Annotated in this window: 14 protein-coding genes; 9 read left to right on the top strand and 5 right to left on the bottom strand. The window is 59.6% G+C overall.

From position 1 onward, the window contains the following. Positions 1–10: 10 nt before the first annotated feature. Together HCK86_RS12215 and HCK86_RS12210 are read right to left on the bottom strand one after the other, a co-directional pair. Positions 11–1,228 (bottom strand): MFS transporter, encoded by a 1,218-nt coding sequence (locus HCK86_RS12215; protein WP_176084747.1) that lies wholly within the window; start codon positions 1,226–1,228, stop codon positions 11–13. A gap of 271 nt (positions 1,229–1,499) precedes the next feature. Next, a complete protein-coding gene (locus tag HCK86_RS12210) occupies positions 1,500–2,759 on the bottom strand; it encodes a YbfB/YjiJ family MFS transporter (protein WP_176084746.1) in 1,260 nt (419 codons plus the stop codon). Positions 2,760–3,225: 466 nt separating this feature from the next. Between HCK86_RS12210 and HCK86_RS12205 the strand changes: the two genes are divergently transcribed. The 9 genes from HCK86_RS12205 to HCK86_RS12165 all read left to right on the top strand — a co-directional run bounded on the left by HCK86_RS12205 (position 3,226) and on the right by HCK86_RS12165 (position 15,972). Continuing rightward, positions 3,226–6,279 carry an autotransporter outer membrane beta-barrel domain-containing protein gene (locus tag HCK86_RS12205; RefSeq protein WP_176084745.1) on the top strand — a complete coding sequence of 1,018 codons (3,054 nt, stop codon included), beginning with the start codon at positions 3,226–3,228 and terminating at the stop codon, positions 6,277–6,279. A 479-nt stretch (positions 6,280–6,758) separates the two neighbouring features. Further along, complete coding sequence (locus tag HCK86_RS12200) at positions 6,759–7,781, top strand: ABC transporter ATP-binding protein (protein WP_176084744.1); 1,023 nt, start codon at positions 6,759–6,761, stop codon at positions 7,779–7,781. Further along, positions 7,778–8,863, top strand: coding sequence for an oligopeptide/dipeptide ABC transporter ATP-binding protein (locus tag HCK86_RS12195; protein WP_176084743.1), 1,086 nt, complete (start codon positions 7,778–7,780; stop codon positions 8,861–8,863). Before HCK86_RS12200 ends, HCK86_RS12195 begins: the two co-directional genes overlap by 4 nt. A 48-nt stretch (positions 8,864–8,911) precedes the next feature. Next, on the top strand, positions 8,912–10,399 hold the full coding sequence (locus HCK86_RS12190; RefSeq protein WP_176084742.1) for an ABC transporter substrate-binding protein: 1,488 nt from the start codon (positions 8,912–8,914) through the stop codon (positions 10,397–10,399). A 60-nt stretch (positions 10,400–10,459) separates the two neighbouring features. Continuing rightward, positions 10,460–11,404, top strand: coding sequence for an ABC transporter permease (locus HCK86_RS12185; RefSeq protein ID WP_176084741.1), 945 nt, complete (start codon positions 10,460–10,462; stop codon positions 11,402–11,404). Next, a complete protein-coding gene (locus tag HCK86_RS12180; RefSeq protein WP_176084740.1) occupies positions 11,404–12,297 on the top strand; it encodes an ABC transporter permease in 894 nt (297 codons plus the stop codon). Before HCK86_RS12185 ends, HCK86_RS12180 begins: the two co-directional genes overlap by 1 nt. A gap of 22 nt (positions 12,298–12,319) precedes the next feature. Continuing rightward, positions 12,320–13,735, top strand: coding sequence for an amidohydrolase family protein (locus tag HCK86_RS12175; RefSeq protein ID WP_176084739.1), 1,416 nt, complete (start codon positions 12,320–12,322; stop codon positions 13,733–13,735). A gap of 88 nt (positions 13,736–13,823) precedes the next feature. Beyond that, positions 13,824–15,020: an MFS transporter gene (locus HCK86_RS12170; RefSeq protein ID WP_176084738.1), complete on the top strand. Its 1,197-nt coding sequence runs from the start codon at positions 13,824–13,826 to the stop codon at positions 15,018–15,020. 46 nt (positions 15,021–15,066) lie between these two features. After that, a complete protein-coding gene (locus HCK86_RS12165; RefSeq protein WP_176084737.1) occupies positions 15,067–15,972 on the top strand; it encodes an IclR family transcriptional regulator in 906 nt (301 codons plus the stop codon). 216 nt (positions 15,973–16,188) lie between these two features. Here the strand turns inward: HCK86_RS12165 and HCK86_RS12160 are convergent, their stop codons facing one another. The 3 genes from HCK86_RS12160 to HCK86_RS12150 are packed head-to-tail and all read right to left on the bottom strand — an operon-like array spanning position 16,189 to position 20,139. After that, positions 16,189–16,542, bottom strand: coding sequence for a RidA family protein (locus HCK86_RS12160; protein ID WP_176084736.1), 354 nt, complete (start codon positions 16,540–16,542; stop codon positions 16,189–16,191). Then, the gene (locus HCK86_RS12155) at positions 16,539–19,166 is read right to left on the bottom strand and encodes a dipeptide ABC transporter ATP-binding protein (protein WP_176084735.1); all 2,628 of its coding nucleotides are present in this window, start codon (positions 19,164–19,166) and stop codon (positions 16,539–16,541) included. The genes HCK86_RS12160 and HCK86_RS12155 overlap by 4 nt, the downstream gene beginning before the upstream one ends. Then, on the bottom strand, positions 19,153–20,139 hold the full coding sequence (locus tag HCK86_RS12150) for an ABC transporter permease (protein WP_176084734.1): 987 nt from the start codon (positions 20,137–20,139) through the stop codon (positions 19,153–19,155). Before HCK86_RS12150 ends, HCK86_RS12155 begins: the two co-directional genes overlap by 14 nt. Positions 20,140–20,150: the final 11 nt, after the last annotated feature.

Genomic DNA, 20,150 nt, shown 5'->3' with positions numbered 1-20,150 from the left:
CCCTTCCTTTTCAGGCCGTTGCGAGATCGTCGGGGCATTCGCCGCCATTGCCATCACGCAACCGGGCACAATGGCGTCTGTCGATCGTGGCGCTGACAAGTGCCAGCAGCAGTCCGGCGAGAACGACAATGCCTGCTACCGGGCCGGTCATTGCCAGTCCCAGATGATTGACGACCATGCCGCCACCGCCGGCGCCAAGGGCGATGCCAAGATTGAAGGCCGATATATTCATGCTTGACGTCGCATTGATGGCGCGCGGTGCAATCAGCGCGGCCTGCCTGACGGCATAAAGCTGCAGGATTGAGACAGAGCCGAAAGCAACAATGCCCCAAAGGATGACCAGAGGCGTAACAGTCCAAAGATTGCCTGAAAGTGGGATCAGGGCAAGGAGAGCGGCAGCCATGATGGCATAGATGCCGAGCAGAACCGGCATGGCGCCCGTTCTGTCAGCAATGCGCGCGCAGATCAGGTTGCCGATCGCCACGGCGACACCGTAGAAAAACAGCAAGGTTCCGATGCCGTTTGGCGTCATGCCCGTGAAGGTTTCCAGGATCGGAGACAGATAGGTAAAGGCGACGAAGGAACCGCCATAGCCGACGCAGGTGATGGCGAAAAGCAATGTCAGACGTGGTTTGAAGACCACCGACAGCTGCTCTGCAAAAGACGCGGAGACGGGGCGTTCCAGATCTGCCGGAAGCAATGCGATGAGCGCGACGAAGGATAGGAGCCCAATCCCCGTCACAGCAAAGAAAGTCGCACGCCATCCAAATGCGTTGGCGATGAACGCGCCTGCGGGAACACCGGAAATCAGTGCGAGCGTGATCCCGGTGAACATGGTGGCGATCGCTTGCCCCGCCTTGTCCTTCGGCACGAGTTGAGCCGCGACCACGGTTGCGATCGAATAGAAGACCCCTTGAACAATGCCGGAGAGGATCCGCCCGAAAAGCAGAATGGAAAAGCTGGGTGCCAGCGCCGAGACCAGGTTCGCCGCCATGAACAGCCCCATCAGGGCCAGCACAAGCTTCTTGCGGTCGAGGCGGCCGGTAAGCGCCGTCAGCAAGGGGGCGGCGACCGCAACAGCCAGAGCATAGATGCTGACGGTCAGGCCGGCGGTGGCAAGGCTGACATTCGTATCCTTGGCAATCTGAGGCAGAATGCCGACGATGACGAATTCTGCCATGCCAATAGCAAGGGCGGCCGCAGTCAGCGCCCAGACTCCGATAGGCATTGTAGGTTCTCCGTTTTGTTGATGCGCGCCGGCACGGCGCGCTTTGGCACATCGGATCGAAAATCGGAATCGATTTACGAAAAGAACGATGCGTCGATTCCATAAGATCGAGCGTCCTGCTGCGTCCAAAAGGACGCACGGCGCTCTAGGTCGGAGTTCCTATCGTGCTTCGTGATCGCTGATAAATTCCAATTTGAAATTATTTTTAATGCATTTTTCCGTTGAGATTCGATCGTTCTTGCTCTCAAAGACGATGGAGCAAACGGCCGCTTCAGAGAGCGGTGTCGCGAATTGGCCATTTCCAGGCCAGGAACAGAAAGATTGCCGCACCCGTCAAAAGTGCTGCTGCGGCAATTCCCAAAGATGTAGCAAAGCCAGCTTGCTGCGTAGGTGAGAAGCCTAAAATTGCATCGACAAGGGGAGGGCCGGCGATCTGCCCGATACTGAACAGCGCGGTCAGCATTCCCATATAGCGCGCCGCATGATGCGGGCGAAGTCGCGTGACCTCACGCATTGTGTAGAAGTTGATCGCATTGAAGGGGAGCCCGGCCAATATGCTGCTGACGAAGAAGCCGGAGACGGTGGGCACGACCATGGCTCCAAAGACGCCCAGGGCCTCGATCACGTAGCAGAATGTCAGGGCGAGTCGCGGATCGCGCAGCCAGTCCGTGCGAACGACGATGAGAGATCCCGTCACGGCAGCTAGCCCAAAAGCCGGCCAGAACAGATCCAGCCAGGATGAAGCCGCAGGCGGAAGGGTCGCTCGGGCAATCACCGGGAGAAATGTCGCTGTCACAATATAGCCAAAGCCGGCCAGGCCATAGGCAATAGAGAACAAGGTCATTTCGGCTGCGTTTTCCGGGAGGTCATCATGCGCGGATATAGAAGTCGCTCTGTGGACATAGGGCACCTCGCTGGTTCTGAAGACTTTCCATACCAATATGGTCAAAAGAGCGGATATCAGTGCAAAGCAAATCCATCCGGCATTCGATTGCCACCCAAGTTGCACCATGCCGGAAACCGCAAGACCTGACAGGGCTATGCCAAGGCCAACGCCTGTAAACATGATACTCCCCAAGGCGGGCCGCCCCTTCGCGGCAAGCAAGCCAAGACACCATTTTGATGTGTGGACGAGAACCACCGCACTCACCAGACCCGCCGCGAAGCGGAAGCCAATCCATCCAAGGTGGTTTCTGAAAAGCATGCCAGCCGTCAGCAGGACGGTAAGCGCCAGACCCCATCTGGTCAGGGCTGCGCTGGACCAGAGCCGCGGTAATCCCATGCAGAGCATTGCACCGGCGAGGTAACCCAAATAGTTGGCGCTCGCGAGTGTTGTTCCCAGCGACAAATCCAGCGAACCGTCATGGATCATCATTGGCAGGATCGGCGTGAACGCGAAACGGCCAATTCCCATCGCAATTGCGAGCGACACGGCGCCGCCGAGGGCTATCGTCCAGGACGACAGGGGCGGGGCGGGTGGCCAGGCGTCGACGGGTTCGGCCGATCGTCGTTTGTCGTCGTGACCGTTCATTCCGGGATCTCCGCTGTGTCTGGATTTCTCTTTCCGACTAAAACATGTTTGAGACAGAGCCGGGTGGCCATGGCTCGCGCTCTGGACGGCAGGCCGGCCGGCGATGACAAGATTGCCATGCAGATTGCCCCGTCCGGGACCGGACAGCTCTTGCCGCTCGAAATTTGCGGCGGAAAAAGCGGGTTACGCCGGCTGCATTCACCATCCGAAAGGTAAGAAGGTCTGGATCATTCAACCGTTCTATTGATTGATGTCATTATTGACAAGTCCGAACATCGGCGATGTCATCTTAATCTGAATTGCTTACATGGGAGACATCATGCGCCCTAAAGTTGCACGATTGCAACATCAATAAATGTTGTTTTTACATTGCAAATTCTTTTGGTGATTGCTCTTATCGAGAGTGTGTATGTTCGATTGCATTCAACCAATGAGAGCAACAATGCGATCGACAGAGATACTCCGCTTGGCAACCGGCGCCGAGCCATTGCCGCTCCTGGCCTCCGTGGCACTGGCCACCCTGGTGGCTTGCGGTGCAGGCGTCGCGAAGGCCGAAGACGGGGTCTGTGGCGACGTGATTTCCGCCACGACTGCCGTTGAATGTACCATGTCGAATTATCCCGGGATCACCTATGTCGAGGGCGGCACGATCGAGCTCAAGAACCCGGCAATGACTGTGAACGGCGATATCACGATCGGGGCGATCAGCGACAACTCATCGCTCGCGAGCCTTTTGATGACCCAATACCTCACGGTGAACGGAGATATTCTGGCCCAATCCAAGCTGGGAAAGGCATCGGTCAAGATTACCGACGGAAGCAGTTCTGACGCCACGGTAAACGGCTCGGTTCACGCCTTGGCGACTGTATTGACCGATGCCACTATCACCATGACAGGCGGGACGGTGACATTCGCGCAGGACGGAGCCGCTGCGCTTGCGGCCTTGGCCAGCTACGGCAATGCCAGCACAACCATGTCTGGCGGCAGCGTCATAACAACCGGCAATTTATCCCCCGGCGTGGCGAGCGAAATCGACAATATCGCGAGTACCGGCACGGTGACACTGACCTTGGAGGGAGGTGCCATTACAACCAGCGGCACGGCAAGTCATGGACTTTCTGCCCGTAACGTCGGGGCGGGCGAAGTTTCGATTTCCATGACTGAGGGCACGATCCAGGTGTCTGGAACGGACAGTCTTGGTATCGGCGTTTCCAACAGCGCCAACAGCAAGTCGACGAAAGTTGACCTTTCCAGAGGGCTTATCACTGCGAGCGGTGACGCAAAGGCCGCCATTGGCATCCCCTCTGACAGCACGGTGACGACCATTTCCGACAATATCCGTATCACTATCGGCGCAGAAATGGTTGTTGATGCATCGGCTGCAAGCAACGGTTATTCGATCTGGAAAGGTGCCGAGGGCTGGGCGCGCTCGTTCATCGTCAGCACATCGGGAACGGTTACAGGTGCCGCGATGATGGGGAGCGGCGACTCCACATTTGCCATATCAGGTGGAACCTTCACTGGAAATGTCTATGGCGACTACGATCAGTCCCGGGATCCCGCGACGCTGCCGACCGATCAGGGCCTCGATCTATTTTTGTGGTCTGGCGGGGCCTTCTACGGCACATTCTTTGGCCAGGGCAGTGGTGATGCAGCCTATTTCGGCTCAGAAATCGCTAACGAGCAACTGCAACTGCCTGACCCTTCAACCTATGCTCTCGATGGCGGCGATGCCGATTCTGCTTCCGATTACCTGCAGTATCAGGGGGTCACCGGCAAGATCGATGCATCAAGGCTGACGAACTGGGAGGTGATCTATCTTCAGGATTCCGCAATCGAAATGAGCGGACGCCTTGATCTCGACACGACTGGCTCCAGTGGTTTTGGCGATCTGTGGATCGCAGGGGGCTCAACCCTGACGATTGACACAAGCGCGGGTGACAGCACACTCAACGGCAATGTTCAACTCGTCAGCGATATGGTCATCGAACCCCGTGTTTCCGTTTCCGCTTCCGGGCTCTCCGAATTTCAAGTGAAAGGTTCTGGCCAGGTTACCGTCGGTGGCAATTTCATGCTCGGTGGTGGAACGCTCAACCTTGCCGATGGCGTGACACACACTTCGCTCCTGGTCAGCGGAAACTATACCGGCAATGGCGGCTCGGTTGTTCTTGATGTCGACTTTCACCGGATGTCGTCTTACACGATATATGGAAGCGATACGCTTTCTCTCAACGGACAGGTCTCCGGTTCGACTACGATCTCCATCAATGCCGCCAATTCCGGTAATCCTGTCGGCGGGTACACGCTGCTGATCGCGCTCGACCCAGCGGACCTGTCGTCGGATAACGCCTTTGTTCTTGAAGGGGGGATATATTTTGCTTCGGTCTACGCCTATCAACTCGTGCTGAACAAGAATACGAGCGTCTATGCCCCCTATCTTAGCTTCGGCTACTATCTGTCATCCTCTGGCCGTGTTTCTTTCGAGGAAATTCAGACCCTCGATTTCAGCGACAGCCGCAACCTGCGGCAATGGATTGCGGCCGGCGTGACGCTGCAGCCTTATGTGCCACTTTACGAAGCTTATCCATCGGTCGTTCTCGACATGATGCGGATGCCGTCGCTTTCCGGGCGAACGGGCGGGCGCTACGACCATGGCACAGCGCTTTCGTCCGGCCCCGCTTTGGATGCCGTTTGGGGGCGCGTCCATAGCGCGTTCAGTCACAACGATCCGCAAGACAGCACCACCAGCTATGACAGTGATCTCTCGCAGTTTGAACTGCAGACCGGGTTGGACGGCCTTCTCGTCGACAATGATGCCGGCATTCTGGTCGCCGGTCTGACGGGCAGCTACAGAAATGGCGAAGCAACTATCCATTCCCGTTACGGAGACTCCAAAATCCGCCCGACGGGATGGGGCTTGGGCGCCACAACCACCTGGTTTTCAACCGGCGGCTTCTATTTCGACGGACAGGCCGATATGACCTGGTTCACCAGCGAGCTGAAGGCCGACGACCTGGTGTTTTCCCCGGAAGACAGCGATGCCTTCGGTTACGGTCTCTCGGCGGAAATAGGCCAGAGCATCGTGGTTGCAGAGGGTGTTTCACTGACGCCGCAGGCGCAGCTTTCCTTTACCTCCGTCTCCATTGACGGCTTTACGGGCGCCTATTCCGACAAGGTGGATTTCGACCGCGGACAGAGCCTTCTTGGCCGTGTCGGGATTGAGCTGGAAAAGGCCAGCGCGTGGCAGGATGCGGCGGGCCGGGCCCGTTCGGCACGCCTCTACGGGACCGCGGGCCTCAGTCATGAGTTTCTCGGCGAGACGAGCGCGACCGTTTCCGAGCTCTACAATTTCACCTCGCAACCCGATGACTGGTCCGGCGATATTGCGCTCGGCATGTCCTACGACTGGCGGACCGCCAAGCTACACTTCAGTGCCTATGCCGAACTTGCCGCCTCTTCAGGACTCAACAGTGGTTCCTATGGTTATGGAGGCAATATTGGCCTCAAGATCAAATGGTGATGCACTGAAATCAGCCTAAAAGAGCATATTTTGAAGTCACATACAGCTGTTGCCATCAGTTGACGGCTGACGTGTCTCGCGTTGGTACGGCCAGCTGGGCCGATGAGACGAAAGCGCGTCCGAGAACATGATCGTCGTTGTTCACGGCAGATGAACGTGCCAACCACCTCTCTGCGCCTTTTGATGTTCAGCCTCCTGTCTGAGGATGACGACCGCGGAAGGGCATGCCTTTGAGTGCGGCGGCTTTTGAGCGTGAAAATATTTCATAATATAAAATATTCAATATTGACTAAAATCAGGATGGTCGAGATTTCGGCAAATATCGCTGAAATTGCGAATTGTTGCTCAAAAACGGTGCAAATCGATGTTTTTCGACTGAATTTCATGAAATTTTCGCGGATCGCTATTTCACAACACGAAATTTCGTGAATACTTCTTGCATACAATGAATTCCGAACGGCTTTCACTGCAGGAGTATGATGTTGAATCGACCAGATGATCACGCGGGCGAAGCCGTGCTTGAACTGCGCGATCTGTGCATCAGTTTTTCCGGCCCGGACATGCCCGATATCGTCGATCAGGTGTCCTTTTCGGTCCGTAGCGGTGAAATGCTCTGCATCGTCGGCGAAAGCGGTTGTGGCAAGAGCCTGACGTCGCTGGCGATCATGGGGCTGCTGTCGGCGCCGCGCATGGCCGGCGAAATCAGGGTTGCGGGGCAGGATTTGCTCAAGGTCAGCGAGCGGCGGCGCGAGGATATCCGTGGCAACGAGATCGCGATGATCTTTCAGGAGCCGATGACGTCGCTCAATCCATCCTACACCGTCGGCTATCAGATTGGGGAGGCGATCCGGCGCCATCGTCCGGGAAGCCGCGCAGACATCAGGGACGAGGTGATCGACATGCTGCGGCGGGTCGGTGTTCCGGCGCCCGAACGGCGTTTTCACGCCTATCCGCACCAGATGTCCGGCGGTCAGCGCCAGCGCATCATGATTGCCATGGCGCTGATCAACAATCCGAAACTGCTGATCGCTGACGAGCCGACCACGGCCCTGGATGTGACCATTCAGGCCCAGATCCTCGATCTGATGAAAGAAATGCAGCGTGAAACCGGAACCGCCGTGGTGATGATCACCCATGACCTGCGCGTGGTGGCCGAGGTCGCCGACCGGCTTGTCGTGATGTATGCGGGCAGGATCGTCGAAAGCGGCACGACGGAGGCGATCTTCGAGGATCCGCAGCATCCCTACACGATCGGTCTGTTCGGTGCGATGCCGACGATGGGCGCGCGCGCCGGGCGGCTGGCCACGATCGACGGCAATGTTCCGGCGCCGGCCGATTTTCCTGTTGGCTGTCGTTTTGCGCCGCGCTGTCCCTTCGCCTCGGCGCGCTGCTTTGCCGAAAAGCCGCCGATGACGGATCTCGGCAGCGATCATTCAGTTGCCTGCTTTCATGCGCCCATCGAAGAGAACACGACGGCAATCGCCCTGGAGCCTTCCGCATGACTTCCGAAATCATCCTGCGCGCTGATGGCGTCAGCAAGACCTTCCTCAGCCGCACCAATCTCTTGAAGGCGCCACGGCCCGTTCATGCGGTCAGTGCGGTCAATCTGGAGATCCGCCACGGAGAAACCTTTGCCATTGTCGGCGAGAGCGGTTGTGGCAAGTCGACACTGTCGCGCCTGCTCTTGGACCTCATCGCCCTCAGCGAGGGACGGGTGGTGTTTGAGGGCCAGGATGTCGCTGCGCTGAAGGGCGGTGCCAAGCGCGCCTTCCGCCGTCAGGCGCAGATGATTTTTCAGGACCCGTTCTCCTCGCTCAACCCGCGCATGACCGTCGCCGAGATCATCGGTGAGCCGATCTGGCTCGAGGGCCGCCTCAGCGGCAAGGAGCGTCGCAACAAAGTGCTTGATCTCATGGCCCGCGTCGGGCTGAGGCCGGATCAGGCGGATCTCTATCCGCATGAGTTTTCCGGTGGACAGCGCCAGCGTATCGGCATTGCCCGCGCGCTCGCCGGTGATCCGAAGCTCATCATCGGCGATGAGCCGGTTTCCGCACTGGATGTTTCGGTCCAGGCCCAGATCATCAATCTTCTCGAAGATCTGAAGCACGAATTCGGACTGACGATGATCATCGTCGCCCATGATCTCGTCGTCGTGCGCCATATGAGCGATCGCGTCGCGGTCATGTATCTCGGTCAGATCGTCGAGATCGGCCCGGTGGAAGACCTCTATGGTGCGCCGCTTCATCCCTACACGCAGAGCCTGATGGCGGCCGTTCCCGTGTCGTCGCCCGCCGCGCGGCAGGCGCGTTCGGCCGCCGAAGGGGATCTGCCGGATGCGGCCAATGTCCCTTCCGGCTGCAGCTTCCATCCGCGCTGTCCCTTCGCGCGGGAACGGTGCCTGACAGAAGTCCCGCATCTTCGCGATGTCGGAAATGGTCACCAGGCAGCCTGTCATTTCTATGCCGAAATCCGACAATCTCGCCCGAAGGCAGCAGCGGAGATGGCCGTCCCGTCAAAGCTTGAACAGCGCCTGCAGCTCTATCGCGCCCGGCAGGCGCTGACCCCCGAGACCCTCCCGGACTGAAACTGAAACGCATCAATATCCCATAAAGCAATGAAAGGAACAGCTCGTATGAAATTGTCCGTCAGTGCCATTGCGCTGCTTGCCACGATGGCAGGCGCCTCGGCCGCTCTCGCCCAGGATATCACCATCGGTTTGCAGGATGATCCCGATCTTCTCGATCCGGACCGCTCGCGCACCTTCGTCGGCAAGGTCGTGTTCCAGTCGATGTGCGATACGCTGGTCGATGTCGATTCCAATCTCAAATATGTGCCCGAGCTTGCAACCAGCTGGGATCTTTCCGACGATCAGAAGGATCTGACCTTCCATCTGCGTGATGGTGTAACCTTTCAGGACGGGACGCCGTTCAATGCAGACGCCGTCAAGGCGAATTTCGATCGCTCGATGACGCTTGAGGGCAGCCTGCGCAAGGCCGAGCTGATCTCGGTCGACAATGTCGAGGTCATTGATCCTCTGACCGTGACGCTCCATCTCAAGGCCCCTGACAGCACGCTGATGTCGCAGCTGACCGGTCAGCCGGGCATGATGCTGTCGCCGACCGCCTTCGCCAAGGATGACTTTGCCCAGAATCCGGTCTGCGTCGGCCCCTACAAGTTCAAGGAGCGTGTCCAGAACGACAAGATCGTGCTGGAGAAGGATCCGACCTATTACGATGCCGACCATTTCCACTTCGACACGGTGACCTATATGCCCGTGCCGGATGCAACGGTTCGCCTTGCCAATCTGCGCTCCGGCGCTTTCCAGTTGATCGAACGCGTGGCCCCCAGCGATGTTGCTTCGGTCAAGAATGATCCGGAACTCGGCTTTGCCACCGTTCCGAGCCTTGGCTGGCGCGGCCTTGAAATCAACCTGAAGGGCGACAGCCCGATGGCGAAGGATGTGCGGGTCCGTGAGGCCTTCGATCTCGCGATCGACCGCGATGTCATCAATCAGGTTGCCGGTCAGGGGTTGCTGCAGCCCGATTTCCAGCCCTTCTCGCCGCTCCATTTCGCCTATGACGACAGCCGCTCGCATCCGCGTGATGTCGAAAAGGCCAAGGCGCTGCTGAAGGAGGCCGGCTACGAACATCCGACGGTCGAGATCATCTATGGCAACAACACGCTGATGCAGCAGGTGATGGAACTGATCCAGGCCATGGCGGGGGAAGCAGGCTTTGACGTCAAGCTCAAGGCCAGCGAGTTTTCCGCACTGCAGGCCGCCCTTGCCGATGGCAATTTCGACATCGGCCAGGCCGGATGGGCCGGACGCGTCGACCCCGACGGCAATTTCTCCAACTTCGCCCTGTGCGGCAGCTCTCTGAACGACACCGGCTATTGCTCGCCGGAGGTTGACGCACTGTTTGCCAAGGCGCGCGAGACATCGGACGAGGCCGAGCGCAAGGAATACTACAAGCAGTTCATGGATATCATGATGCAGGAACGCCCCTACATCTTCCTCTACAACGAGCTGTGGGCCTACGCCTATTCCGACAAGCTTGAGGGCTTTGTTCCCTATTCCGATGGCGTCATCCGCCTGAAGGACGTTTCGCTCGCCCAGTAACCGCGACCAGACGCGGCGCTCCGGCCCGTGCCGGGGCGTCGCCATCGCCGAAGATCTGTCATGCTCAATCTCCTGCTTCGCCGCTTACTCATCGCCATACCGACGCTTTTCATCGTCTCTGTCATCGTGTTTTTGATGCAGAAACTGATGCCGGGCGATCCTGCCCTGATCTTTGCAGGGGAGGAACGCGATCCGGCCGTGCTCGCGCTTTTGCGGGAACAGTATCATCTCAACGATCCGCTCTGGGTTCAGTATGGTTACTGGATCAGTGATGTGCTGCACGGAAATCTCGGCCACTCGCTCAGAACCGAAGTTCCGGTAACGACGCTGATCGCCCAGAAATTGCCGGTGACGCTTCAGCTTTCCGCCGCAGCCATGGTGCTGGCCATACTGATCGGCATTCCTGCCGGCATCTTTGCCGCCACCCGCAAGGGCACAGGCACCGACTATGTGGTCAATGCCTTCGGTCTTGCCGGCATGTCGATCCCGAATTTCTGGCTCGGCATCATTCTTATCCTTGTTGTCGCCGTGCATCTGAAGTGGCTGCCCTCCGGTGGCTTCGTGTCGATCACGGAGGATCCGGTCAGGTTTCTCAAGCTGATCATCATGCCCGCTTTCGTGCTGTCGACGCCAATTGCGGCCTATCTCATGCGTCACACCCGGTCAGCCATGATCGAGGCGCTGCGCTCCGACTATATTCGCACTGCCCGGGCCAAGGGGCTGCGCCGGCCCGCCGTTGTGCTCCGGCATGGCTTCCGCAATGCGCTGATGCCGGTGGTCACCATGGTGACGCTGCTGTTCGGCGAGCTGATGGCCGGTGCGGTTCTGACCGAGCAGATCTTCACCATTCCAGGCTTCGGAAAGTTGATGGTCGATGGCGTCTTCACCCGTGATTACGCCGTGGTGCAGGGCGTCGTGCTGTGTACGGCCATCGCCTTCATCCTGCTCAATCTGCTGGCAGACATGCTCTACATCCTGATCAATCCGAAACTGAGGAAGGGCTGATGAGTAGCACTTCGAACGCTTCCGCACCTGCTGCCGCGCCTTTGGCCGGACGGCCCTCTGTCAAGCGGCGCAATCGCAGCCTTGAGCGCTTCCTGAAGAACAAGGGGGCCGTTGCCGGTCTGATCGTCGTACTGGTTCTCGTGCTTCTGGCGATCTTTGCCGGTGTCCTGTCGCCCTATGATCCGGTGAAGCCGGATTATCTGGCCGTGCGGCAACCGCCGAGCCTTGTTCATCCCTTCGGAACCGACGAGCTTGGCCGCGATATCATGACACGCATCTTCTATGGTGCGCGTGCCTCGCTGATGGCGGGCGTCGTTTCCGTCTGTGTTGCACTTGCCATCGGCACGCCGCTTGGCCTCATTGCCGGCTATTTCGGTGGGATGCTGGATGCCTGCATCTCACGTGTTGCAGAAGCGGTGCTGGCCATTCCCTCGCTTGTTCTGGCAATCTCGATCGCCGCCTTTCTCGGGCCCTCGCTCACCCATGCCATGATCGCCATCGGCCTTGCCGCCACACCGATTTTCATCCGCCTCGGGCGCGGACAGGTGCTTGTCACCAAAACCGAGGATTATGTGGAAGGCGCAAGAGCGATCGGTCTGCCGCATCGCTGGATCATCATCCGCTATGTGCTGCCCAACATTCTGCCGCCAATCATCGTGCAGGCGACGATCTCGATTGCGACGGCGATCATCTCGGAAGCCGCGCTGAGCTTTCTCGGTATCGGTCAGCAACCGCCGAACCCATCCTGGGGGTCGATGCTGAACACCGCCAAGAATTTTCTCGAACAGGCGCCATGGATGTCGATCTTTCCAGGTGGAGCCATCTGTCTGATCGTGCTCGCCTTCAACCTGCTCGGTGACGGGCTGCGTGACGCGCTTGATCCGCGCGGCTGATTTCTCAAAGGAAGATGAAATAATGACCAAAACGTTCATCCGTAACGCCACCGTCATCACCATGGATGGCAAGGACCGGATCTTGAAGAATGCCGGTGTGCTCTTTGAAGATGACGTCATTGTCGCGGTCGGCACAGACATCGTTCCCGGCCCCGATGTCGAGGTGATTGACGGCACGGATCGCATTGTCATGCCAGGCCTGATCAACGGCCATATCCATATGTGGCAGACGGCGGTGCGCGGTTTTGGCGTCAACTGGACCGGGATCGAGCATCACCTGCACATGCAGACGGAATGGGTGCCGGTCTATCAGCCGGACGACATGTTTCAATCCGAATATGTCGGCGCATTGTCGCTGATCAGCGGTGGTGTCACCAGCGTGTTCGAATGGTGCCACGGCAACCGCACGCCCGACCATTCCGACGCGGCCATTGCCGGGCTGGAACGCGCCGGCATCCGTGCGCTTTTTATTCACGGAACGGTCAAGACGCTGCCGCGGGAAGGGGAAGTGCATTTCTCGCAGGTTCCGCATCCGGCGGAAGAAGCGCGCCGGCTGCGAAAGCGTTATTCTTCCGATGGCGGCATGATGAGCCTCGCGCTCGGCATTTTGGGCCCCGACTACTCGCCGGTCGAGGTCTGCGCAAAGGACTTTGCGCTTGCCGCCGAACTCGACCTCTGGTCCAGCGCCCATTATTCCGGCCGCAAGGGCAAGGTCGATGGCGGCTATTTCACCCTTGCTGAAAAGAAAATCCTCGGCAGCCGCCACAATGCGGTTCATGGCAATGCCATGTCCGATGACGAGATCAAGCTTCTGATCGCGACAGGAAACACGATTACCGCCACCGCAACGACCGAAATTTCCGGCGGCTCCAAGGCGCCGCTCATCAGCCGCGTTCTCGAAGCGGGCGGCCTGCCGGCGATCGGCAATGACAGCGAGACGGCAACATCCGGCTCGATGCTGGCCGCCATGCGCGAAAGTCTGGCGATCGATCGGCTGTTCCGCAATATCAAACGCGATGCAGCGGCAAAGACCGATGCGCCCGCCGCGACCAATGCCGTCTATCGCGGCATGCCCGTCCCCCCGCGCAAGAGCCACGACACCTATGATGCACTGAAATGGGCAACGATCGGAAATGCCCGCTCCATGGGGCTTGATCACCGGATCGGCTCGCTCGAGCCGGGAAAGCAGGCTGATATCGTCATGATCCGCGCCAATGACATCAATCTTGTGCCGGCGATTGATCCCGTTGATGCGGTGGTCGCCTTTGCCGATGCCGCAAATGTCGAGACCGTCTTCATCAATGGCGTGGCGCGCAAGGTTGACGGCGTCCTGACCGATGCTTCCGCCGCTTCTGCCGCCGCTGCCCTTCGCGAGCGCACGCTGCGGATTCTGGCTGAAAGCGGCCGTGCGGCACTGGCGGAAGAGCGCTTCAGCTAAACAGCGCCGCAGACATCGGGACGGGCCACGGCCCGTTCCTCTTTCCTTTCCCGGAGCCACATGGCTTCCCTTACAAGGCACTTCCAGCATGGCAGACAACGCGACGGTCACACCCGGCAGGACCATATGGCTTATGGCCGTAACGGCGGGTACGGTCGTTGCCAATAATTATTACAATCAGCCGCTTCTGGGTGAAATGGCAGCCGATCTGTCGATTTCGGATCAGGCCGCCTCCTGGATCGCAAGCGCCACGCAGATTGGCTACGCGCTCGGGCTGCTTGCGCTTCTGCCATTGGGCGACCGGGTGGACCGGCGGCGGATGATCAGCCTCATGCTGTGCCTTTCGGCCTGCATGATGGTGCTGTTTTCCCTTGCCGGAACCTATGCGCTTGTCGTGCCGCTTGGTTTTCTGATCGGGCTTACCAGTATCGTGCCACAGATCCTGCCGCCGATCGCGAGCCAGATCGTGCCCCCTGAAAATGCACCTTCGGCTGTTGGCAAGGTGATGGCCGGGCTGCTGCTCGGCATTGTCTTGTCGCGCTTTGTCGGTGGGTGGCTGGGTGATCTGATCGGCTGGCGGCAGGTCTATCTTCTCGCTGCCGGGATTATGATTGTCCTGATGATCGTGCTTCGTCTCAGCCTGCCGGCCTTTGCCCCGACCTTCAAGGGGTCCTATCTGGATCTGATGGGCAGTCTGAAGACATTGTTTCTGCGGCATCAGCTGCTGCGTTCGATCTCTTTTGCTGCGGCCCTGCAATTCGGCGCTTTCAGCCTCTTCTGGACGACGCTTGCCTTTCATCTGAGCGCCATGCCCGGTCACTATTCGGCCCGCATGGCTGGAACCTTTGCGCTGGTCGGCGCCGTTGGCGTCATCGGGGCGCTGGCGACAGGCCGGGCCGTCTCCCGCTTCTCCACCCGCCAGGTGCTGGTCTTCAGCGGGGCGCTGATGCTGCTCGCCTTCGTCCTGTTCATGGGCGCGACGCGCTCGCTCGTGCTGATGGTACCGGCGGTGATCCTTCTCGATCTCGGCATGCAGATGAGCCATGTGACCAGCATGTCGACGATCCTTGGCATCGACCGGCAATCGACCAGCCGGCTGAATACCGTCTATATGGTAACGCGTTTTGCCGGCGGGGCGCTTGGCACGGTTGCTGGCGGTTTTGCCTGGCATTATGGCGGCTGGCTTGCGGTGACGGTGGTCGGAGCGCTGTTCTGCCTGGTTGCGCTGTTGATCAATGCCGGGGCTTCAAGTACGGCTGAAGGGCCGATGATCGATGCGGTCTGATTTGGCGAGGGCGGGGCGCCCCATTGAAAGCGACAGGTTTTAAGCGATGGACAGAAATACATTCGGCTATCCTGCCACGCCCCGCCGTATCGAGCCCGCCGACATCACGACGGACAAGACACAGGTCGTGCTCGACGGTGGCGAACGTCCGCGTGACGAAAAGGACGATCAGCCTGGTGCCGGCGCCGGCAATGGCGAAGGGGTCACGATTCAGTCCGTCGATCGCGCCCTGTCGATCCTCGAATATATTGCGGCTGCCACCGAGCCATTGAAGCTTCAGGACATTGCGCAGGATCTCAATCTCAAGACGCCGACCTGCTACCATCTGCTCAACTCATTGGTAAAACGGGGCTTTGTGACGCGAAATGCCCATCCGCGGACCTATCATCTCGGGCCGCGGATCGGCGAAATGGCCCGCCAGGGCAGCGCGCATTTCGACATTCGCCGTGCCGCCCTCCCGCATCTGATGGCGCTGCGCGATCAGATCGGTCATACGGTCTGCATGGCTGTCTTCTCCGGAACCGAGCTGACAATCGCCGCCGAGGCCGGCCGTGCCGATGGTGTTTCACTCAGCAATTATCAGACCCAGTTCGCCGCTGCGGCTCACGCAACGGCGCTTGGCAAGGCCATCCTCGCATGGCTGCCCGAGCCGGAAATTGCGCGGGTGGTGGCCGATCGTGGTCTGACGGGCTTCACCGATCTCACCATGGTTTCCCTCGGTGATCTGGTTGAAAGCCTGAGGCAGGTTCGCCGTCATGGTTTTGCGGTCGACACGGGAGAGTTCCGGCTCAACGTCATCAGTCTTGCCGTCGCTCTGCGCGATCCGGGCGGTGGCGTCATCGGTTCGCTTGGCTGCCTTCTGCCGCGCGACGGCGACGATCTTTCGATGCTGCGCGACATTCGATCCCAGGTGAGCACTGCGGCCAAGGCCGTCTCCGAACTGCTCCGTTAGAGCGCCGGCGTCCTTTTGGACGCACCAGGACGCTCTATGTTATTGAATCGACGCGTCATGCGCGAGGGCTGTGTTTCCAAAAATCCATTGATGATCGAACGACACGCCGAGAACTGTCACCGGTCTGGCTGATGAGCGGCTTCAGGTAGCGGCATTTTTGGGGCTCGGTGCTGCGAATGCCGGCGGCCGATTTTCGTCAGGCCTGGGGAGCCGCAGTTATGGCAAGGACGCCAGAACCTGAATTTCGACCTTGATATCGGGATGAGCAAGCCGGGCCTCGACGGTGGCACGAGCGGGCGCGCATCCTTCCGGCACCCAGGCATCCCATACGGTGTTCATCTCGTTGAAGGTCTCGATATCGCTCAGCCAGATATTGACCTGGACAAGGTGGCGGTTGTCGGTTCCGGCATCTGCCAGCAACTCATCGATACGCTTCAGTATATCGCCTGTCTGTTCGGCGACCGTGCGCCCCTCGCGCTTCGCCGCTGTCATACCGGACAGGTGCACATTTGTGCCATTGATGACGATCCCGCTCATGCGGGGTTTGACGTGAATGCGGGTCAGACTCATGCTGGATCTCCAGAAAGCGGGCAGGCGGGAAGGGGGGAATGTTCATTGGGCCAGGCAGGCGGGCGTTGACGCAGGCGGCGTACACGCTCCGCCTCTGGATCAGGGATCGGCACGGCGTCGATCAGCTGGCGGGTATAGGGATGGCGGGGCGCCGAAACGATCTGCAGGCTTTCGCCCATTTCGAGCATCTGCCCGCCAAACATGACGCCGATGCGATCGGCAAGCTCGGCAACGATGGCAAGATCATGCGCCACCAGCAGATAGGAGACGCCGAGTTCGCGGCGCAGCTCGCCCAGCAGCGCCATGATGTCCTGCTGGATCGAGACATCGAGAGCCGAAACGGGTTCGTCGAGAACCACAAGCTTCGGATCGAGCATCAGCGCCCGGGCAATGGCGATGCGCTGACGCTGACCGCCGGAAAATTCATGCGGAAAACGGCTCAGGGCCGATGACGGAAGGCGCACCCGGTCCAGAACCGCCAGTGCGCGGCGATGCGCATCGCCTGCGATCCGGTGAATACGCAGCGGCTCCGCCAGAAGCGCGCTCACGGTCATGCGCGGGTCGAGCGAGGAATAGGGATCCTGAAACACCACCGACATGTGACGGCTGGCTTGCCGCCGCGCCAGCGGTGTCGAAAGATCCATGCCATCGAAGATAACGCGTCCGGCCGATGGCGGGTATAGCCCCAAAACCGTATTGAGCAATGTGGTCTTGCCCGATCCGGATTCACCGACAATGCCGAGTGTTTCGCCGGGCATCAGGTCAAAGCTGACATTGCAGAGCGCATGAATGGTGCGATCGCTGCCGCGCTTAGTCTTGCCACGTGGCTTGAGAAAATGCCGCGACAGCCCATCGAGGCGCAGCAGCGGATTACCGTCGAATTGTCGCGGCTCTCGCTGCATCTCGGCCACCCTGTCGAGGCGTGGCGCAAGCTGCAGCAGCCTGCGTGTGTAGTCATGCTCAGGCGCCTGAAACAGGGCGCCAACGGCACGCTGCTCGACAATCCTGCCTTCGCGCATGACGGCGACACGGTCGGCAATGCCGGCAACAAGCGCCAGATCATGCGTGATGAACAGCATGGCCGCGCCAGTCTTTTCCCGGGCAATGCGCAGGGCGTCCAGCACCTGGGCCTGCACGGTCACATCCAGCGCCGTGGTCGGTTCATCAGCGATGATGAGGTCGGGCGTGTGGATCATCGCCAGCGCGATGACGATGCGCTGGCGGATACCGCCCGACATCTGATGCGGATACTGGTCAAGCCGGCTCTGCGGATCACGGATCGCCATCAGCGTCATCAGTGCGACGGCGCGCCTGCGGCTCTCGCTTCGCGACACCCGCCCGGCGGCCTGCATGGTTTCATGAAACTGGGCGCCGATCGTCAGGATCGGATTGAGGCTGGTCGAGGGATCCTGCAAAATCGTGGCGATGCGCTGACCGCGATAGCGGCGCCACTCGGAAAAACCCAGCCCAGTCAGATCCTTGCCATCGAATGTGATCGAGCCGCTTGCCCTGCTGCCCGCAGGCAGAAGACCGGCGATCGAAAGCGATGTGAGCGATTTGCCCGAACCGCTCTCGCCAACCAGCGCCAGCACTTGGCCGCGACCGATCTCAAGCGATACCCCATCCACCGCTGGCCTGACCGCGCCGTCAAAATGCACGGTGAAGTCGCGGATCTCGACAAGCGCAGCGGCCGTCCCGGCCGGCGCTGCCGTGGCCGTCTGGCGCCGCCGGCGACGATGGGCGACGAGCGGATTGGTGGGTGTTGCGCGCGGATTGAGGGCATCGCGCAGACCTTCGCCGAGATAATTGATCGACAGAACGATCAGGATGATCAGGACGCCTGGTGCATAGAACAGCCAGGGGCGGGTCAGAACCGCCGTCTGGGCATTGGAAATCAGGAGGCCGAGCGACGTATCGGGCGGCCGGATGCCGAATCCGAGGAAGGACAGGCCCGTTTCAGACAGGATGGAAACGCCGACAAGAATTGCGGTCGCAACGATGATCTGGTCGGCAACATTGGGGACCATGTGGGTCAGCATGATCCTGACCGGCCGCGCGCCCATCACCCGTGAGGCCTTGATGAAGGGCATTTCGCGCAGGCTGAGCGAAACGCCACGCACCAGGCGGGCGACAGAAGTCCAGTAAAGAGCAGCCAGAACCAATGCGAGCCCCAGCCACGACACACCGGAATTGCCGACCGCATTGCCGAGAAAGGCAGCGAGGGCGATCGTCGGGATGGTGAGCACCAGATCGACGAGCCGCATGATGCCGGCATCAACCATGCCGCCGAAATAGCCGGAAACGATCCCGATCAGTGTGCCGATCAACCCGGCGACAAGGGCCACCGTTCCTGCAATCAGCAGCGATTGCTGCATGCCGCGGATCGCCATCGCCAGCATGTCGCGGCCGAGCGTATCGGTGCCAAGCGGATGCGCCCAGGATGGCGGCCTGGAAAGATCCGGCGTGATATCCTTGTAGCCATAATGCCAGAGCGCGGGACCGAGCACTGCAACAGCGACGAGAAGCACCAGGATGACAAGGCCGATCATGGCCATCGGATTGGCGCGAAAGCGCTTCCAGGCCAGAACAAGACGAGAGGGGGGGCGGGTATCAGGCCTGGCCATAGCGGACCCTGGGATCGATGAGCGCATAAATGATATCGGCAAGAAGATTGAACAGGACGACGGCAAAGGCGGCGACCAGCAGCCAGGCCATAACCGCATTGGCATCGCGATTGGCGATGGATTCCAGCAGAAAACCGCCCATGCCGCGCCACTGAAACACGGTTTCGGTGATGATGGCGCCGGAAAACAGTGCCGGCAGATCGAGCGCAATCACGGTGACAATCGGGATCAGTGCGGGGCGGATGACATGTGTCGCGACGATACGCCGGCGGGAGAGCCCGCGCAGAACCGCAAAGCGGACATGATCGCTCGAGAGTGAATCGACCACCGAAGCGCGCTGATAGCGGCTCCAGCTGGCAAAATGAATCATGGTCAGCACGATGGTCGGCAGGATCAGGTGGCCCGCCATATTGGCAAGAAGCGGCAGTAGCTGCGTCGGCGCGGGCACGGAAACATCGCCGACGGTGTAGAAGATGCGGGCATGGGCCGCCTTGTTGAAGGCAATGCCCAGCTGCTTCAGCAGGACAGCGAGCCAGAAGGATGGCAGAGCGATCAGAATGAAAGCCGACGTGGAAATGACATGGTCCGCCGCCCGGTTGCGGTAGAGCGCGGCGATGGTGCCGGCGACGAGCGCCAGCAGGCTGGCGATGACGATTGAGGTCATCACCAGCCTGAGCGTGACCCAGACGCGCGGTGCCAGTTCCTGGCCGATATTCTGGTTAGGTTTCACCGAGGGACCGAAGTCACCGTGCAAAACCCCGGTGACCCAGCGGAGATAGCGCGTCGGAATCGGCTGATCGAGGCCGAGGCGCACCTCTTCGGCATGGATGACCGCTTCCGAGACCGGCGGCTGCTGGTCCCTGAGTTCGCCAAGCGGATCTCCTGCCATGGCAACAAGGCAGAAGACCACGAAAGTCGATGCTATGAGGATGAGCAGGCTGTTGAGCAACCGGCTTCCGATCAGCACAAGCATGGTGTCGTTCC

Source organism: Martelella sp. HB161492 (assembly GCF_013184775.1).
GTDB lineage: Bacteria > Pseudomonadota > Alphaproteobacteria > Rhizobiales > Rhizobiaceae > Martelella.
This window is presented reverse-complemented; position numbering and strand designations above follow the sequence as displayed.